The organism is Nocardia sp. NPDC004568 (assembly GCF_040609955.1).
Taxonomy (GTDB): Bacteria; Actinomycetota; Actinomycetes; order Mycobacteriales; family Mycobacteriaceae; genus Nocardia.
Map to the genome: position 1 here is coordinate 16507 of NZ_JBEXLL010000015.1, position 17630 is coordinate 34136.

A 17630-nucleotide genomic window follows, 5' to 3' on the forward strand; every position below is an offset into this window, starting at 1 on the left:
ATTCGGCCATGCCGAGTTACGAGTTCCGCTGCCGCAGCTGCGGCGACACCTTCCAGATCAACCGCCCGATGGCGCAGGCGTCGGATCCGGCGCGTTGCCCGCACGGCCACGACGACACGGTGAAATTGCTGACCACCTTCGCGACCACCGGCCGCGCGGCCGCGCCGGCCGTTTCCGCGCCCGCCGCGCCCACCGGCGGTGGCTGCTGCGGCGGCGGCTGCTGCGCCTGATCCGCGTCCTGGGCCCCGGCCCGGCGGGGCCGCTCGGCGGCGGCCCCTCTCGACTGCTGCGGCCCTGCGCACGCGTCAACCCGCGGCGTCGGGGCCCGCGCTGTCGCGGTCACGGTCGATATGGCCGAGGTCGCGCTCCGGGGCGATCCGGTCACGCACCCGCTGTTTGAGGACCGCGATATCCGGAAATCCCCCGTCGGCCTTGCGCTCCCACACCTGAGTGTCGTCGACCGTGATACGGAAGACGCCGCCCTCACCGGGGATCAGCGCGACCTCCCCGATATCGGTGGTGAACGTGGTCAGCAGTTCCTGGGCCATCCAGCTCGCACGCAGCAGCCAGCGGCACTGGGTGCAGTATTCGATGGCGATACGCGACACGACTGGCAGATTACCGCCGGACGGGCCCGGTGGCCCGGTGGCCGGCCCGGCCGGTCACCATCGGTCGACCTCCCCGTCGAGGTACTGCCAGCAGCCGTCGACCCGCCGGAACCGGCTGATCTCGTGCAACCGGCCACGGCCACCCGGATCCCGATAGTGCGCGGTGAACTCGACGGTCCCGGTGTCGTCGAACGGACCACCCCCGGCCGTATGCCCGATCTCCACGAAGAGCCAGCGCCGGGCGGGATCGAGTTCGAGTTCGGCGGGCCGCGTATCGGCGTGCCACGTACGCAGCAGATACCCGGTATCACCCACCGCGAAGGCGGTGAACCGGGAACGCATCAGCGCTTCGGCGGTGGGCGCCGGGCGACCGGCCAGCAGCGGCCCGCAGCACGCACCGAGAATATCGCCGCGGCGGCACGGGCACGGTGTCGTATCGTCCACCTTCCGATTGTGCCCGGCGGGCGCCGGCCACCTTCGCGACCACCCGCTCATCCCGGTACGGCGGCCAGCTCGGTGGCGATCCGGGCGGTGTCCTCCCGCCAGCGACGCAGCTCGATGACACCGGGTGCGAGCTCGTAGTCGTGGTGATGAGTGGCATGCGACAGCGCGGTCCACAGGGCGGCGATCCGGGCGGCGGTGAGCGGGTCGGTCACCGTCCGCAGCGCCACGAGCTGGGCCCGCATCGGGCACCGCGCGAGATCGGGTTCGGTCCGCGACCACAGATCGTCGACCGACTGTTCGAGCGCGATCCGCAGGATCCACGCCGTGGCCCGCGACCAGACACCGCCGGCGGCGGGTACCGAGCCGTCCAGCAGCCGATCCACCACCGCCAACCTCTCCCCGATGGTGGGCCGCGGTGCGGAGTCCCCGGCGGAGCGAAGGCGCACCGGCCGGCCGTCGGTCCGCGGCGCCCGGCCCCGGCCGCCGCGCCAGCCCGGGCCCCGGTCCGGGCGCCCGCTCATCGCGCCAGCCACTCGGCGAAACGCTCGGTATCGGCGATCAGCTCGGCGAGATCGCGGTCGATCGGGACATGGGCGCCGGCGGTGGCATCGCGGACGACCTCGACCGCCCACCGGCCCTCCTTGGCCAGGTGTTTGTTCAGGTCCTCGATCCGGTGACCGGGGCCCAGTACCGCGAGGGTGACCATCGCCCGGGTCGATTGGGCCCGGTCGATGCGCCGCTGGACCTCGCGGTGATCCATACCGCCGGCCAGCAGCACCCGCTTGGCCCGGGCCAGGCTCGCCGCCTCCAGCGCGGAACGGCAGCAGGTCGCGACGAGTTCGTCGGCGATCGTCCGCGGCAACTGCGGGGTGCGCAGCAGCGCGCGGGCGTCGTCGAGATAGCGGTGGACGGGGTCGCTGGCGAGCCGGACCTCCACCACCGAACGTTCCCGCCGCTGCACCTCGACGATCCGGGCGTCGATCTGCATCCGGCGCACCGCCTCGGCGAGCCGGTCGTCATGGGTGAACACCACCACCTGCCGTTCCCAGGCGACAGTGGCCAGGACCCGGGCCAGCCCGTCCACCTTGGCGGGGTCCATCGCCTGGACCGGATCGTCGATCACCACGAACCGGAACGGGCTCGCCGCGACGGTCGCCCGCGGCAGGAACAGGGCCAATCCGAGCGCGTGCAACTCACCCTGGCTCATCACCCCGAGGGCGGCGCCGTCCACATCGTCCACGGTGACTTCCAGCTGTACCCGGCGCGCACTGTTCGCGTTGCCCTGCAGATGGATTCCACCCAGTTCGACGCTGCTCTGCTGACGCAGGGTCTGCCACACCCACCGGGCGGTCCCGGCCAGCGGGGCCAGCCGCTCGTCACGTACCCGCGCGGTGGCCGCTTTCAGCCACTCCTCGGCCGCGCGTGCGGTCTGTCGTTCGGCGGCCTGCGCGGTGACCGTGCGGGTGAGATCGAGCCAGGCCCGCAGGCGCGGCGCGAACGGCGCCCACGCCTCGTCGAGCCGGTCCAGCTCCTTACCGGCGCGCTGCTGGGCGAAACCCAGTTCCGCGCGGAGGTGCTCGTGTTCGGCGCGTAACCGGTCGGGCAGCTCGTGCGGTTCTCCGGCGTCGGGCAGCCCGACCCAGCGCGCCCAGGCTTCGGCCAAGGCCACGGTGTCCAGGCCTGCGATATCCGCGGCGGCCAGTGCCGGCGGGAGCTCACCCGTGAGCACCCGCAGTTCCGCCAGCGCCCGGGCGAGATCCGCGCGGGCCCGGACGAGATCCGCCGTCCGGACCGACAGTCCCTCGATCGCGGCCGCGGTATCGAGCAACCACTGCCGGTCGAGGGTGCCGCCACCGCACACAGGACACGGCGCGGTGGCGTGATCCTCGATACCGGAGCCCGGGCGGGCCCGGTCCGAGGACGACGCCGGAACGTGAGCCCGCGGCGCGCCCTGCCCGTGTGCCGTGACGTGCGCGTACGCGGCGCGCAGCACGTCGAGGACGCGCAGATCCGCGGCCACCTCGGGCACAGTGGCCGCGGCGACCGCGGCGACCGCGGTGGAGATCCGGTCCGCCAGCGCCGTGATCCGCTCGCCCGACGGCAACTCCAGCGCGAGTACCCCGCGCAACGCGGCCGGTTCCGGCCCGCCGGCGGTATCGCCCACCAGACGCTCGAGCACGCCGAGATCGGGGGCCGGCTCGCGCAACAACGCGACAGCGCGCCGCGCGCGATGATCGGTGACCTCGGCGAGTTCGGCCAGCAGGGTCTGCCGGTCCCGGCGCGCGGTCCGGGCGGCGCGCTCCAGGTCCAGGCGGCGGACGCGGATCCGCTCGTGCGCGACGATCAGTTCGTCCAGGCCGAGCAGCTGGTGCAGCGCGTCGAACAGTTCGCTGGGCTTTCCGTCCACCAGCGCGCCGAGCTCGCTGTAGGACAGGAACGGCCGGTACAACTCCATGGGCAGCGCCCAGTCACCGCTCGCGAACACTCGCTCGGGTCCGTCGCCGCGCCGCTGGGTCCAGCTGCCGCCGGGCAGCTGTTCCTCGGCGTCCCATTCCCGGGCGACGGTCAGCGCGGGCTCCGGGCCGTCGGTACGCATTTCCAGTTCCACCCGCACCGGCCCGGACCGGTGCAGATTGCGCCAGCCCTCGCGCCAGGCGGTCGAACGGCCGTCCCAGCGGCGGTTGCCGCCGGTCAACGCGAGTTCCGCGGCCTCGGCGAAACTCGATTTCCCGCTACCGTTGCGGCCGGTCACCAGTGTCAGGCCCGGGCCGGTCGGCAGATCGAGCGTGGTCTCCGGACCGATACCGCGAAACCCCCGCACCCGGATGGCGCTCAGGAAGACCCCGTCGAGGCCGGAACTCGGCGTGCCCGAACCGGATTCCGCGGAGCCGGGCGGCGGATCGAGGGACGCCCGCACCAGCGCGGCCACCGCGGCGGGTATGTCCGGGTCCCCGTCGATCCGGCGGGTGATCACCTCGGCGGGCCGGACGAACGTCGCCCCGGATTCCTCACGCACAGAGTTCACGGAAGTTCTCCACCCCCTCGGGCCACACGCCTGTCGAGCCCCCGTGTGTGGTCGTACGGTCGAAAGCTGTGCGAAACGCTACCCGATAGCGGCCGTTCCGGACAGAGCCGGTTCCCGGCTCCGTCCCGGACGGTTGCGGTACACCCCGCCGGAACCGAGCGTGGGGAAGTACGCACGGCCGGCGGCTCGAACGTGCCCGCGGGGATGGGATCTGGTCATCGGCCGACCCGACCGGCTGCCGATGGCCACCCCTCGCCAACCCCGTCGGGCAGCTCGTCGGTGTGTCACCCTTCAGGGGGGTGGCTCGGTCTGGCCGAACAGAACAGAATGACAGACCCGACCAGATCACGCAACATTTACGGGAATGCCCGGTACTCCGAATCCGGCTCGGCGCCAAGCTTTTCCATCGGCGACCATGCCACGGCGAGAATCTGTCGGTGCGGTGCGATAGAAATCTCCCGACCGAGAGACGGGGGCATCATGACCGACCGAAACGAGTCCGCCGGATGACACAACGGTGGAGCGAGAACCAGGTGACAGCACTCGCGCCCGATACGAGTTCGCTCACCGCCGCCCGCAAACTGGCCGGGAAATGGTCCGGCACCGGCTGGACCGGGGCCACCCTGTGGGGATTGTGCAAGGGCAGCGGGCAAACCCCGTACCAGACGATCGTCGATCTGGCCGGGCCCGCTTTCCGATGCTCCTGCCCGAGCCGCAAATTCCCGTGCAAACACGCCCTGTCGCTGTTGCTGGTCTGGTCGGCGGGCGCGGTGGCGGAGGCCGCCGAAACAACCGACTTCGCCGCCGAGTGGATCGGCCGGCGCGCAGCGAAGGCGGCCGCACCGCCGAAACAGCCCCGCGGCGCCGATCCGGCCACCGCACAGCAGCGGCAGGAACGGGTGCGAGCGGGCCTGGCCGAACTCGATACCTGGCTCACGGACCAGATCCGCACCGGACTGGCCCAGACAGATCGTTCCCATGCGGCGTTCGAAGCGGTGGCGGCGCGGCTGGTGGACGCCCAGGCGCCCGGCGCGGCCGCCGCGGTGCGCCGACTGCCCGACGCCGTGGTGCGCCGGGCGAATTGGCCGGAAGTGCTGCTGGGCCGGTTCGCCTGGTTGTACCTGCTCATCGCCGCCCATACGCGACCGGACGCGCTGCCCGCGCCCCTGACGGCCGCCGCCCGCGGTCATCTCGGCTATCCGATCCCGGCGGAAACGGTGCAGGCCGAACCCGCGGTGACCGACCGGTGGTTGACCCTCGGCATGCGCACCGAGGAAGAAGACCGGCTGCACACCCGCCGCACCTGGCTCCTGGGCCTGCGCACCGGCCGGTGGGCTCTCCTGGTGGAACATTCCTTCGGCTCCCCCGTCTTCGCCGCGAGCACCCCGCCGATCGGTCTCGCGGCCGAATACGCGGTGCATTTCTATCCGGTCGCGGCGCCACTGCGCGCGCTGGCCGGATCGGCCCGGGACGCAGCGGCGCCGACCGCCGCCGAACCGCCGGAGACCACCGCGCCGGGGACCATCGCCGCGGCCCTGGCGGATTTCGCGACGGCGGTGGCCGCCGATCCGTGGCTGGAGTCCTGGCCCGTGCTGCTGCGCGGGGTGATACCGGTCCGGGAGGGCGGGGAGTGGCTGGTCGGCGAATCCGACGGTACCGCGTTGCCGCTGGCCGAGCCCGCCGAACCGTGGCGGCTGCTCGCGCTGTCCGGCGGCCGGCCGGTGACCGTCTTCGGTCTCTGGACGGGCCGCCGGCTGGAGCTGATCTCCGTCCTGGCCGACGGGGATCTCCACGACGCGGGGCCCGCCATGGACACCGCCGGCTCCGCCGTCACCGCCACACCGGAGGCGGCATCGATCGCCCTGCTGGGTACCGCGCGTGGGGCGGGCACTCCGTCGGGGATCGGTGAACAGGTCGCCGTGGCCGTCGCGGCGCTTCCGGAGCGCGATGCCGCGCAGCGCCTGCTCGCGACCACAGCGCTGGAGACGGCCTGGGCGCGCGGCGGCTATCTGCCCCGCCGGGTCGAGGTATCCGGTGCGCCGGCCGCCGACGACCCACGCCCGGAACTCCCCCGCGCGGCCGCCGACCGGCTGGCCCTGTTGATCGAATCCCGGCCCGAGTTCCTCCCCGAATGGTTCGCCGCCGCCGCACCGCACGAATACCGCGCCCCGCACCGGCTGGTGGGAACACTGCTCGAATTCGCCGCGGGCGACAGCGGAACGCGCGAGGCGGCCCTGCGGCTGGCCGGCGCCCGCGGCCGTTGGCTGGCCGGATGGATTCCGCGCTGGCACGATCTGGTCCGGCGGGACACCGCCGAGCCCGAACCCACCGAGGAGGCCTGGCACCTGGGCCGGCCGCCGGAACGGCTCGCCTGGCTGACCGCGCTGCGGCACCGGGATCCGGCCGCCGCCCGCGCGACCCTCACCGAGGCGTGGCCGCGGGAATCGGGCGCGCCGAAGGCGGAGCTGCTCCGGGTACTCGCCGATGGGCTGGGCCCCGCGGACGAGGAACTGCTCGAGCGGGCGCTGGGCGATCGGCGCGGTGATGTGCGCCGTACCGCGGCCGAGTTGCTGGCCCGGCTGCCCGCCTCCGCTTTCGCCGGACGGATGGCGGCGCGCGCCGCCGACTGGATCGAATACGGCGATACCGCTGCGGGACAGGGATCCGAGCTGTTCGTCGGCATTCCGGAGACGCTGGACGAATCGGCCCATCGCGACGGTTTCACCGACGGCACCACGGAATTCGGTTACCGCTGGAACGGGCAGCCCGATCTCGCGGCGACCCGGCTGCGGAAACTGGTGGCCGCACTACCGCTGAGCTACTGGACCGGCCCCCTGGGCGCCCCGGCCCGCGCCGTGGTGACGCAGGTGGACGACCGTTTCCGGCAGCCGCTGTTCGACGGCTGGATGGATGCCGCTCTCGCCCAGCGCGATATCCGCTGGGCGGAGGCGCTGTTCACCGCCGGGATGCCGTCGAACCTGGCGATCCTGCGCCGGCGTGAACTGTTCGCGCTGCTCCCGACCGGAGACCAGCTGCGTCATCTGCTGCGGCTCGGTACCCCGTGGCTGTCCGAACTGGAATCCCTGCTGCCCGCGGTGGCTCGTCCCTGGCCGCCGGAGTTGGTCCGCCACCTCCTGCGCCTGTTCGAGGAACGGGCGCGGACCGCCGCGGCCCGGCCGGGCGCGCCGGGCACCTCCCCCAGCGCACACCGTTCGCTGTTGAACACCGCCACACTGCATCTACCACCCGAATACGCGGGCGAGGTCACCGCGCTGGCGGGACGCTGCGAATCCGACGACTGGGCCTCGGTCCTCGGATTCCTCGGCCACGACCTCCACCGACGATCCGCAATGCTCGAGGAGCTGAAATGACCACCACCGAACCCGCCCCCGCGCTGCTGCGCCCGCACGCCGAACAGGCCTTCGCCGGCGAACTGCGCGCCCTGATCGCCGTGGACGATCGGCCGCGCCCGCCGTCGTGGACCATGTCGCCGTGGGCGGTGGTCACCTATCTACTGGGCGGTGCCCTCTCCGACGGCACCGTGATCAGTCCCAAATACGTGGGACCGCGCCGGCTGATGGAGGTCGCCGTGGCGACCCTGGCCACCGATCGCGCCTTGCTGCTGCTCGGCGTCCCCGGTACCGCCAAGACCTGGGTCTCCGAGCATCTTTCGGCCGCCATCAGCGGGTCGTCCACCCTGCTGGTCCAGGGCACCTCGGGGACCGCCGAGGAAGCGATCCGCTACGGCTGGAACTACGCCCGGCTGCTCGCCGAGGGCCCCAGCGATGCCGCGCTGGTGCCCTCGCCGATCCTGAACGCGATGCGTACGGGGGCGATCGCCCGGCTCGAGGAACTCACCCGCATCCCGTCGGATGTCCAGGACGCGCTGATCACCATCCTGTCGGAGAAGACCCTGCCGGTTCCCGAACTCGGGAGGGAAGTGCAGGCCGCCAAAGGATTCAACATCATCGCGACAGCCAACGACCGCGACCGCGGCGTGAACGAACTGTCCTCGGCGCTGCGCCGCCGCTTCAACACCGTCGTCCTCCCGCTGCCCGGCAGTGAAGCCGAGGAGATCGATATCGTGACCCGCCGGGTCGAGCAGTTGGGTTCGGCGCTGGAACTGCCCGAGGTGCCGGCCGCCGCCGAGGAGGTGCGCCGGGTGGTGCGTATCTTCCGGGAACTGCGCGCGGGCCTGACCGCCGACGGCCGCACCAAGCTGAAGTCTCCGTCGGGCACGCTCTCGACGGCCGAGGCCATCTCGGTGATCACCAACGGAATGGCGCTGTCGGCGCATTTCGGCGACGGTGTGCTGCGGGCCGCCGATATCGCGGGCGCCGTGATCGGTTCGGTCGTCAAGGATCCGGTGGCCGATTCGGTGGTGTGGACCGAATACCTCGAGGCCGTGGTGCGCGAACGCCGCGAATGGGCCGATTTCTACCGCGCCTGCCGGGAGATCGACGGATGAGCCCCACGCAGGCGGGCGCACCCGGGGAGACCAGGGTCTTCGGGATCCGGCACCACGGTCCCGGATCGGCGCGGTCGTTGCGTCTGGCGCTGGAGGAGTTCCGGCCCGACACCATTCTGATCGAGGGCCCGGCGGACGCCGATCCCCTGGTGATCCATACCGCCGCGGCGTCGATGGCGCCGCCGGTCGCTCTGCTCGGTTATGTCTCCGACGAACCGGCCCGGGCCGCCTTCTGGCCCTACGCGGTGTTCTCCCCGGAATGGCAGGCACTGCGCTACGCGGTCGACAACGATGTACCCGTCCGGTTCTGCGATCTGCCCGCCGCCCAGGTCCTGGCCGTCGACGACCGCACGGGCGGCCGCGACGCGCTGGCCGAGCTGGCGGCCGCGGGCGGCTACGACGACGCCGAACGCTGGTGGGACGCGGTGGTCGAATCCACCACCGACGTCGGCACGTTCGAGGCCATCGCCGAGGCCATGGCCGCGCTCCGCGAATCAGCGATCGTCGAACCGGAGACCGGACCGGGCGCCGGCCCGACCGGTACGCCCGAAACGGGGGACGGCACCGCCACCGCGGGGAACCCACCGGCCGGCGAATTCCCGGCGGCCTCCGCCGAGAGGGCGGGCAACGACGATCCCGGCGTCCTGCCGGCCGCCGAACTCCCCGGTGAGCTCCCGCGCCCCTCCGCCGAAAAGGCAGGCGATCCGGAGCCCCCGCACCCCGAGCCGCTGATCCTCGACCGGCACACCCTTATCCGGGAAGCCCATATGCGGCAGGTCCTGCGCAAGGCGCGCAAGGACGGCGCCCGGCGGATCGCCGTGGTCTGCGGCGCCTGGCACGCCCCCGCGCTCCAGGAACCGCTCGGGCCCGCCGCCGCGGATTCCCGCCTCCTGAAGGGGTTGCCCAAGGTCAAGGCCACACTGACGTGGGTGCCGTGGACGCATTCCCGGCTCGCCGCCGCCTCCGGTTACGGCGCGGGCGTCACCTCGCCCGGCTGGTACCACCATCTCTTCACCGAGACCGAGCGGCCGATCGCCTCCTGGCTCACCAAGGTCGCGGGCGTACTGCGCGGCCATGATCTACCGGTTTCCAGTGCGCACATCATCGAGGCGGTGCGGCTGGCGGAAGCCCTGGCGGCCCTGCGGGCCCGGCCGCTGGCCGGGCTCTCCGAGGTCACCGAAGCGACTCGCGCGGTGCTGTGCGAGGGCGACGATACGGCGCTGCGCCTGGTCGGCACGGAACTGGTGGTGGGTGAGGCACTCGGCGCGGTGCCGCCCGAGGCGCCGACCGTCCCACTGGAAGCCGATCTGCGCGCCGCGGCCCGCACCCTGCGCCTGAAACAGGAAGCGCTGGTCCGCACGCTGGATCTCGATCTGCGCAAGGAACGCGATATCGGCCGGTCGCGGCTGCTGCACCGGCTGCGGCTGCTCGGCGTGCACTGGGGCACGCCCGGTGCCGGAACCGTGCAGTCGAAGGGGACATTCCGGGAGACCTGGGAGCTGCGCTGGGAACCGGAGTTCGCGGTCCGGGTCATCGAGGCCTCCCGGTGGGGTACCACGGTGCAGGCGGCGGCCGAGGCGAAGATCCTCGATACGGCCGCGCGGTCCGGCAGCGGGGTCACCGAGCTCACCGAGGCGCTGGAATTCGCGCTGCTCGCCGAACTGCCGGGCGCGCTGGACGGACTGATCGCCCGGCTCGGTTCGGCGGCCGCGGTGGACCACGATATGACCCATCTGCTGGCGGCGCTGCCGGGTCTGCTGCGCACACTGCGCTACGGCGACGTCCGCGGTACCGACACCTCGGCGCTCACCCATGTCGCGGACAGCATGCTGGTCCGAATCTGCGCCGGCCTGCCCGCCGCGGTCACCGGCCTCGGCGACGACACCGCCGCGGCGCTGCGCGATCAGCTCGATACCGCCACCACCGCGATCCATACCCGGGACCACGCCGAATCCACCGAACGATGGCTGTCGGTGCTGGCCCGGCTGGCCGACCGGCCCGATGTGCACGGCCTGCTGGTCGGCCGGACCGTGCGGCTGCTCTGCGACGCCGACCGGATCGATACCGAGGAGGCGGCCCGGCGGCTGTCGGCGGCCCTGTCGGTCGGCAACACCGCACCCGCCAAGGCCGCCTGGGTCGACGGTTTCGTCGGCGGCCGCGGGCTGGTACTGGTCCACGACCGCGCCCTGCTGCAACTCATCGACGGCTGGCTCGCCGGTCTGTCCGAGGAGCAGTTCGTCGAAGTCGTACCGCTGCTGCGCCGGACGTTCGGCGCCTTCGAATCCGGGGAGCGCCGCGCGATCGGCGAAGCCGTGCGCGACGGCCGCCCCGCCGCGACCGCCGCGGCGACCGAAACCGACCCGGCGCGCGGCCTGCTCGCCCTGCGCACCGTCGCCGACATCCTGGGGGTTCCCGCATGAACAGCACCGCACCGGACGGACTCACCGACGAGGTCCGGCTGCGCCGCTGGCGCCTGGTGCTCGGTGCGGCCGCCGAACCGGCGCTCGGCGGGCTCGGCACCGCCGACGACAAGGCCATCGACAAAGCCCTCGGCGCGGTCTACGACAGCGGTGGCGCGGGTCGCTCCGGCGGTGACCGGGCCGGCGGCCTGGGTGGTTCGGCGCCGCGGGTCGCCCGGTGGCTCGGTGATATCCGCACCTACTTCCCGTCGACCGTGGTGGAGGTGGTGCAACGCGACGCGGTGGAGCGGTTGAATCTCACCCAGCTGCTCTTGGAGCCGGAGCTGATGGAGGCGGTCGAACCGGATGTGCATCTGGTCGGCACGCTGCTGAGCCTGAACCGGGTCATCCCCGAGACCACCAAGGCCACCGCCCGGATGGTGGTGTCGAAGGTGGTCAAGGAGATCGAGCAACGCATCGCGACCCGTACCGTGGCCGCGGTGAGCGGGGCGCTCAACCGATCGGCCCGCATTTCCCGCCCCAAACCGCGCGATATCGACTTCGACCGCACCATCCGCAAGAACCTCGCCAATTACCTACCCGAGCAGCGCACCATCATCGCCGAGCGCCTGGTGGGCTACGGCCGGCGCGCCCAAGCGGTGCACCGCGATGTGATCCTGGCGATCGACCAATCCGGTTCCATGGCGTCCAGCGTGGTCTACTCCTCGGTGTTCGGGGCGGTCCTGGCGTCGATGCGGTCGCTGCACACCTCGCTGGTGGTTTTCGACACCGAGGTCGTGGACCTCACCGACAAGCTGTCCGACCCGGTCGATGTGCTGTTCGGTACCCAGCTCGGCGGCGGGACCTACATCAACCGGGCCATCGCCTACTGCCAGTCGCTCATCACCCGTCCCGCCGACAGTCTGTTCTTCCTGATCTCCGACCTGTACGAGGGCGGGGTCCGGGAGGAGATGCTGCGCCGCGTCCACGCCATGAAGGAATCCGGTGTGCAGGTCGTGGTACTGCTGGCGCTCTCCGACGACGGCGCGCCTTCCTACGATCGCGAGAACGCCGCGGCGCTGGCCGCACTCGGCGTACCGGCGTTCGCCTGCACCCCGGACCGGTTCCCGGACCTGTTGGCCCAGGCACTGAACCGGGGAGACCTCATGCACTGGGGGACCGAGAACCGCTGAGCCCGCGCGCACTCCGTGGTCCGGCTCGGAGCCGGACCACGGAGTGCGGGTTCACAGGTCGGCGATGGCGGCCAGCGGTGGTGTCCGGGCCGCCCGGATCGCCGGCCAGAGCGCGGCCAGCACTCCCACGATCGCCGAACCGACCAGCATGTACACCAGCTGATCCCATGGCACCGCGATCTGGTCCAGTCCGAGGTCGCGCAGGGTGCGCAGGAATCCGACGCCCAGCCCCAGGCCCAGGATCGCACCGACGAGGGCACCGAACACCGCGATCAGCATGGATTCCAGGTAGATCGTGCGGCGCACCTGTGCCCGCTGGGTACCCACCGCGCGCAGCATGCCGATCTCCCGGCGGCGCTCCACCACCGACAACGCCAGGGTGTTCACGATGCCCAGTACCGCGATCACCACCGCCAGCGCGAGCAGACCGTACAGGATGGCCAGCAGATTGTTGATCTGCTTGGCGTTCTCACCCTTGAACTCCTCGCGATCCATGACCTGCACGATCACGATTTCCTCGGTGGCGCGCTCGAGATCGGTGCGCATGGACGCGAGGTCGGTCCCCGACCGGGCCTTGATCAGTACCGCGACGTCGGCGCGCAGGGATACCGGAACCGCCCGCTCGTAGACCGTCGTCGGCACCATCAGCGGCCCCAGCACCTGCGAATCCGCGTAGACCCCGGCGACCGTCAACGGAATCTCGGTACCGTCGAGAGTTTTCACCGGCAGCCGGTCACCGGTGGTCACGCCGTGCTCGGTCGCCTCGTCCTGGCCGAGCAGGATTTCGGAATCCCCCAGGGTCGCCGAACCGCTGAGCATGTCGAGGTTCACGACCTGGTCCAGGGGGCCGTCGGGTGAGGTGCCGAATTCGTCGTCGTCACCGATCTTCAGCGCGAGCCCGCGCAGGCCCACGGTCTGCGCCGCCTCCGGCACTTTCGCCCGTACCGCGTCGACGGCGCCGGTCGGTACCCCCATCATCTGCGGCCCGGTGAGGACGTAGTCGGCTTCGATGCCCTGGTCCACCACCCGGGAGATGCTGACCTTCGCCGATTCGCCGAGCATGCCGATGGCGGTGACCAGCATGAGTCCCAGGGTCAGCGCGAAGGCGGTGGCAGCGGTCCGGCGGGGATTGCGGATCGCGTTGTTACGCGCCATCTGCCCGATCGCCCCGAACGGCCGGATGAGCAGCCCCAGTCCGGTCAGCACCGGGCGCGACAGCGCGGGCGAGGCGAACAGCACCGCCAGGATCAGGCCGAGCGCCCCGACGCCCACCACGGCGGCCGCCCCGCCGCCGGTCTGGCGGGCGCCGAGTACCACCAGCGCGATTCCGGCGACCGCCAGCACCGCGCCGGTCACCGTACGCGCCCGCAGCGTGTCACCGGCGGAGGCGAACTCCTCGCGCATGGCCTGGACCGGCGGGATCCGGGAGGCGCGGCGGGCCGGTGCGTACGCGCTCACCACCGTCACCAGCAGGCCGACCGCGAAAGCGACCGCCACGGTGCGGGGCAGGACGGCCATCCGGCCCGTCGGCAGCCCGAGGTCGAACGCGTTCAGCAGCCCGGCGAGCCCGTAGGCGAGCCCGATACCGGCCAGCAGGCCGAGCACACTGCCGAGGACCCCGACGACCAGCGCCTCACCGACCACCGAGCGGCCCACCTGACCGCGGCTCGCGCCGACGGCCCGCAGCAGCGCGAGTTCGCGCAACCGCTGCGCCACCAGCATCGAGAAGGTGTTGTAGATGATGAAGGTGCCGACGATCAACGCGATGGCGCCGAAGGCCAGCAGGAAGTAGTTCAGGAAGTTCAGCGCCTCGGAGAGCTGGGCCCGCATATCGGCGCGTACCTGGTCACCGTTCTGCACTTTGTAGTCCGGGTACAGCATGGACAGCCGGTCGCGCAGGGTGTCCCCGGGTATGCCCTCGGCCGCGATATCGACGTAGGCGACATGGGTGCCGTCGGTGAACAGTTCCCGCGCCTGCGGCTCGGTGAACTGTAGCCCGATGAAGCCGCCGGTATCCGATGGCGGCGCGTAGATGCCGGTGAGCGTGACGTCGATCGGTCCGCCGTGGGAGGGTATGAGCACCTTGGTGCGGTCCCCGACCTTCAGGCCGGCCCGTTCGGCGGCGCCGGTGTTGAGGGCGATCTGGCCGGGCTCGGCAGGGGGCGCACCGGCGACGAACGGATCGGGTTCGGCGACAGCCTGCTGCGGCGGGAGATAGGCCTGCCCCGAGCTGGGCGCGCCGCCGGTCTGCACCGCCTTCTTCCCGGACGGATCGAGCAGCACCACCGATCCCTCGATACCGGGAGCCACGGTGCGCACCCCGTCCATGGCGGCGATCCGGTCGACCACGTCCTGGGGGATGCCCGCGGACTGCCGCTCCTCCGGGCTCACCCGCACATCGACGCCCTTGGCCTCGTTCGCGAAGATCCCGTCGAAGGTGCGCTGCAGCGTATCGGTGAAGACGAACGATCCCGCGATGAACGCGGTCCCCAGAACCACCGACAGCAGGGTCAGCACCAGCCGCACCTTGTGCGCGGCGAGATTGCGCAGCGCCACCCTGCGCATGGGGTCGGCGGCCACTACCGGACCGCCCGCGCCGGCCGGGGACGCTCGCACGTACCGGAGTGCGTCACCGGGCCTCCAGGGCTTTCATCCGGTCCAGCACCGAGTCGGCGGTCGGATCGCGCATCTCGTCCACGATCCGGCCGTCGGCCAGGAAGATCACGCGGTCCGCGTAGGCCGCGGCGGTGGGTTCGTGGGTGACGATGACCACCGTCTGACCGAATTCGTCCACCGCCGCCCGCAGGATCGACAGCACCTCGCCGGACGAATGGGAGTCCAGGTTGCCGGTCGGTTCGTCGCCGAAGATGATCTGCGGTTTACCCGCCAGCGCCCGCGCACACGCGACGCGCTGTTGCTGGCCGCCGGACAGTTCGCTGGGCCGGTGGCCGAGCCGGTCCTCGAGACCGAGCCGCTTCAGGACCGTGTCGATCCATTCCGAGTCCGGGGCGCGGCCGGCGATATCGAGCGGCAGGGTGATGTTCTCCAGCGCGGTCAGCGTCGGGACCAGGTTGAACGCCTGGAACACGAAGCCGACGCGGTCCCGGCGCAGCGCGGTCATCTGTTTGTCGGACAGGTCGGTGAGCTCGGTGTCGCCGATCCGCACGCGGCCCGAACTGGCCTCGTCCAAACCCGCCAGACAGTGCATGAGTGTCGATTTCCCGGAACCGGACGGGCCCATGATCGCGGTGAACTCGCCCCGCGCGAAATCGACCGTTACCGCGTCCAGCGCGGTGACCCGTGTATCCCCGGACCCGTAGACCTTGGTCAGTTCGATGGCGCCGGCGGCGACGGTGGACGGGGTGCCCGGCTCGGCCGGGTCCACGTCGACAGCGTGAGCAGTCATGGGTCCAGTGTGTCGGGCCGCCGCGAGCCGCGCCATCCGGGATCCCCCTGACCGCTCGTACCCCTGAGGGGTCGCCGGGTACGCGGCTGGGATGACACCCCCGCCGGTGGGAAACGGAACGGCGGACCCACCTGCCGTGGGATCCGCCGTTGTCATTGCGTCGCTCAGTTCAGCGGCGCCGACTTCCACCAGGTCAGCATCTCGTCGATGGTGCCGACGATACCGTCGGTGTACATCAGGTACTGGGCTCGTTCGGGATGGTTGGTGAACACCGTGACCATCTTCGGGCCGTCGCTGTCCCATGTGTAGTTGGTGTAGGTCTGGCCGCCGTTGGCGGCGGTGGACTTCTCCGAGGTCGCGGGCAGTCCCTTGACGACCGATTCCACATCGGCGGCGGAGGCGTAGGCGTAGATCCGGTAGAACGGGTCGTCGTTGTTGTTACCGCCGTAGCAGCGCCACTGCCAGGCCCATTTACCGAAATCGGGTTCGCCGTCGTCGGGGCTGGGGGTGTAGCTGCTGTCGGTCTCCCAGCATTTCGCGTCGTGGTACCCGGTCTCTTCGGCCGTCGTCGCGGGGACCAGCCGCGGGAATTCCTTGCTGATGGAGTCCGCGGTCGCGGGTACCGGGGCCACGCTGGTCTGGGTGCTGGTGCCGGCGGCCGTGGGATCGGTTCCGCCGCCGCCGTCGCTCCCGGCGAGCGCCACCACTCCGATGACGACACCGATCAGCACCACCAGCCCGACGCAGATGGCGACGATGAGCCCGGTGTTCGACTTGGGCGGGCGCGGCGCCTGCTGGACCTGCGGCATCGGCTGCGGATAGCTCGTGGGCTGGGTGTACCCGCCCGGCGTTCCGCCACCGTAGGGCTGACCGACCGGGGTGGTGTACCCGAGCGTGCCGCCGTAGGGCTGCTGCCCGTCGCCGGGACCCTGCTGGAATCCGCTCGCGTACTGCTGGCCCGGCGCCCCGCCGGCATAGGGCTGGCCCTGGACACCACTGGCATAGGGCTGTCCCTGCACATTGCTCGCATAGGGCTGCGCCGGCGCGCCCCCGGCATAGGGCTGGGGCGCCGCGGTGCTGGGGTACTGATTCGCCCCGCTGTTGTACGGCCCGGACTGATAGGACGGGTTCACCATGGTGGGCGCCGGTCCGGCCGGCGGGATCGCCGGAGAGCTCGGCGAGGTGAGTGCCTGTTTGGCGGCGTCGGCGAATTCGGTGCACGAGGTGAACCGGTCGTCGGGACGCTTCGCCATCGCCTTGGCCAGGACCGCGTCGAGCGACGGCGGCAGTTCCGGTCGGGCCGCGCTCAGCGACGGCGGCGGCGACTGCAGATGCCCCTGGATGACCCCCGCCGGGTTCGTGGAGGTGAACGGCCCACTGCCGGTGAGCAGCCAGTACAGCGAACAGGCCAGCGAATACTGGTCCGAGCGGTGATCGAGGTCCGCGCCGGTGAGCTGTTCGGGTGAGGCGTAGGCCAGGGTGGCGGTGAACGTACCCGTCTGGGTGAGGTGTCCGGTGTCGTCGCGCAGGCGCGCGATACCGAAGTCGGTCAGGTAGACCCGTTCGCCGCGGCCGCCGGTCGAGCGGGCCAGCAGGATATTGGCCGGTTTCACATCCCGGTGCATCACGCCCATACCGTGCGCGTAGTCGAGCGCGGACGCGGTTTCGGCGATGATCTGGACGGCACGTTCGGGCGGCAACTTCTGTGGATCCACCGACGCGGCGTCGATACCGTCGATGAACTGCATCGAGATCCACAACTGTTCGTCTTCGAGCCCCCGGTCGTAGACCGTGACGATATTGGGGTGATCCAGGCGGGCGACCAGATCGGCCTCCCGTTCGAACCTGGCGCGCACCTCCTTGTCGAAGAACATCTCCCGGTTCAGCAGCTTGAGCGCTGTCATCCGCGGCAGCCGCGGATGTTTTGCGAGGTAGACCGAGCCCATCCCACCCCGGCCGAGTTGCCGGTCGATGACATAGCCGGCGAAAACATCGCCGTTGGCCAGCATGGTTGCTCCAATTCCCGCCTGCGGGACCGGGACCCACCGGTACGCAGGCGTAGACGAAAAGCGTGTCCGGACCGCCGC

Annotated in this window: 12 protein-coding genes; 5 read left to right on the top strand and 7 right to left on the bottom strand. The window is 71.3% G+C overall.

Features of this window, described 5'->3' with window-relative positions; genetic code table 11:
• Positions 1–8: 8 nt before the first annotated feature.
• Positions 9–230: a zinc ribbon domain-containing protein gene (locus ABZV91_RS10085; RefSeq protein WP_355238300.1), complete on the top strand. Its 222-nt coding sequence runs from the start codon at positions 9–11 to the stop codon at positions 228–230.
• Positions 231–305: 75 nt separating this feature from the next.
• Here the strand turns inward: ABZV91_RS10085 and ABZV91_RS10090 are convergent, their stop codons facing one another.
• The 4 genes from ABZV91_RS10090 to ABZV91_RS10105 form a co-directional block, all read right to left on the bottom strand.
• Positions 306–608, bottom strand: coding sequence for a SelT/SelW/SelH family protein (locus ABZV91_RS10090; RefSeq protein WP_355238303.1), 303 nt, complete (start codon positions 606–608; stop codon positions 306–308).
• Positions 609–662: 54 nt separating this feature from the next.
• A complete protein-coding gene (locus tag ABZV91_RS10095) occupies positions 663–1052 on the bottom strand; it encodes a YchJ family metal-binding protein (RefSeq protein ID WP_355238306.1) in 390 nt (129 codons plus the stop codon).
• Between the two features lie 47 nt (positions 1053–1099).
• A complete protein-coding gene (locus ABZV91_RS10100; RefSeq protein ID WP_355238309.1) occupies positions 1100–1438 on the bottom strand; it encodes a hypothetical protein in 339 nt (112 codons plus the stop codon).
• A gap of 131 nt (positions 1439–1569) precedes the next feature.
• Complete coding sequence (locus ABZV91_RS10105; RefSeq protein WP_355238312.1) at positions 1570–4077, bottom strand: AAA family ATPase; 2508 nt, start codon at positions 4075–4077, stop codon at positions 1570–1572.
• A gap of 506 nt (positions 4078–4583) precedes the next feature.
• Between ABZV91_RS10105 and ABZV91_RS10110 the strand changes: the two genes are divergently transcribed.
• Genes ABZV91_RS10110 through ABZV91_RS10125 form a run of 4 tightly spaced genes read left to right on the top strand, consistent with a single transcriptional unit; the run spans position 4584 to position 12137 of the window.
• Positions 4584–7448 carry an SWIM zinc finger family protein gene (locus tag ABZV91_RS10110; protein WP_355238314.1) on the top strand — a complete coding sequence of 955 codons (2865 nt, stop codon included), beginning with the start codon at positions 4584–4586 and terminating at the stop codon, positions 7446–7448.
• Positions 7445–8545 (top strand): AAA family ATPase, encoded by a 1101-nt coding sequence (locus tag ABZV91_RS10115; protein ID WP_355238316.1) that lies wholly within the window; start codon positions 7445–7447, stop codon positions 8543–8545. Before ABZV91_RS10110 ends, ABZV91_RS10115 begins: the two co-directional genes overlap by 4 nt.
• Positions 8542–10965: a DUF5682 family protein gene (locus ABZV91_RS10120; RefSeq protein ID WP_355238319.1), complete on the top strand. Its 2424-nt coding sequence runs from the start codon at positions 8542–8544 to the stop codon at positions 10963–10965. Before ABZV91_RS10115 ends, ABZV91_RS10120 begins: the two co-directional genes overlap by 4 nt.
• The gene (locus ABZV91_RS10125; protein WP_355238322.1) at positions 10962–12137 is read left to right on the top strand and encodes a VWA domain-containing protein; all 1176 of its coding nucleotides are present in this window, start codon (positions 10962–10964) and stop codon (positions 12135–12137) included. Before ABZV91_RS10120 ends, ABZV91_RS10125 begins: the two co-directional genes overlap by 4 nt.
• Positions 12138–12188: 51 nt before the next feature.
• Here ABZV91_RS10125 and ABZV91_RS10130 read toward each other — a convergent pair whose 3' ends face one another.
• The 3 genes from ABZV91_RS10130 to ABZV91_RS10140 all read right to left on the bottom strand — a co-directional run bounded on the left by ABZV91_RS10130 (position 12189) and on the right by ABZV91_RS10140 (position 17552).
• The gene (locus ABZV91_RS10130; RefSeq protein WP_355238488.1) at positions 12189–14702 is read right to left on the bottom strand and encodes an ABC transporter permease; all 2514 of its coding nucleotides are present in this window, start codon (positions 14700–14702) and stop codon (positions 12189–12191) included.
• 64 nt (positions 14703–14766) lie between these two features.
• Positions 14767–15543 carry an ABC transporter ATP-binding protein gene (locus ABZV91_RS10135; RefSeq protein WP_355238325.1) on the bottom strand — a complete coding sequence of 259 codons (777 nt, stop codon included), beginning with the start codon at positions 15541–15543 and terminating at the stop codon, positions 14767–14769.
• Between the two features lie 164 nt (positions 15544–15707).
• The gene (locus tag ABZV91_RS10140; protein ID WP_355238328.1) at positions 15708–17552 is read right to left on the bottom strand and encodes a protein kinase; all 1845 of its coding nucleotides are present in this window, start codon (positions 17550–17552) and stop codon (positions 15708–15710) included.
• Positions 17553–17630 lie beyond the last annotated feature (78 nt).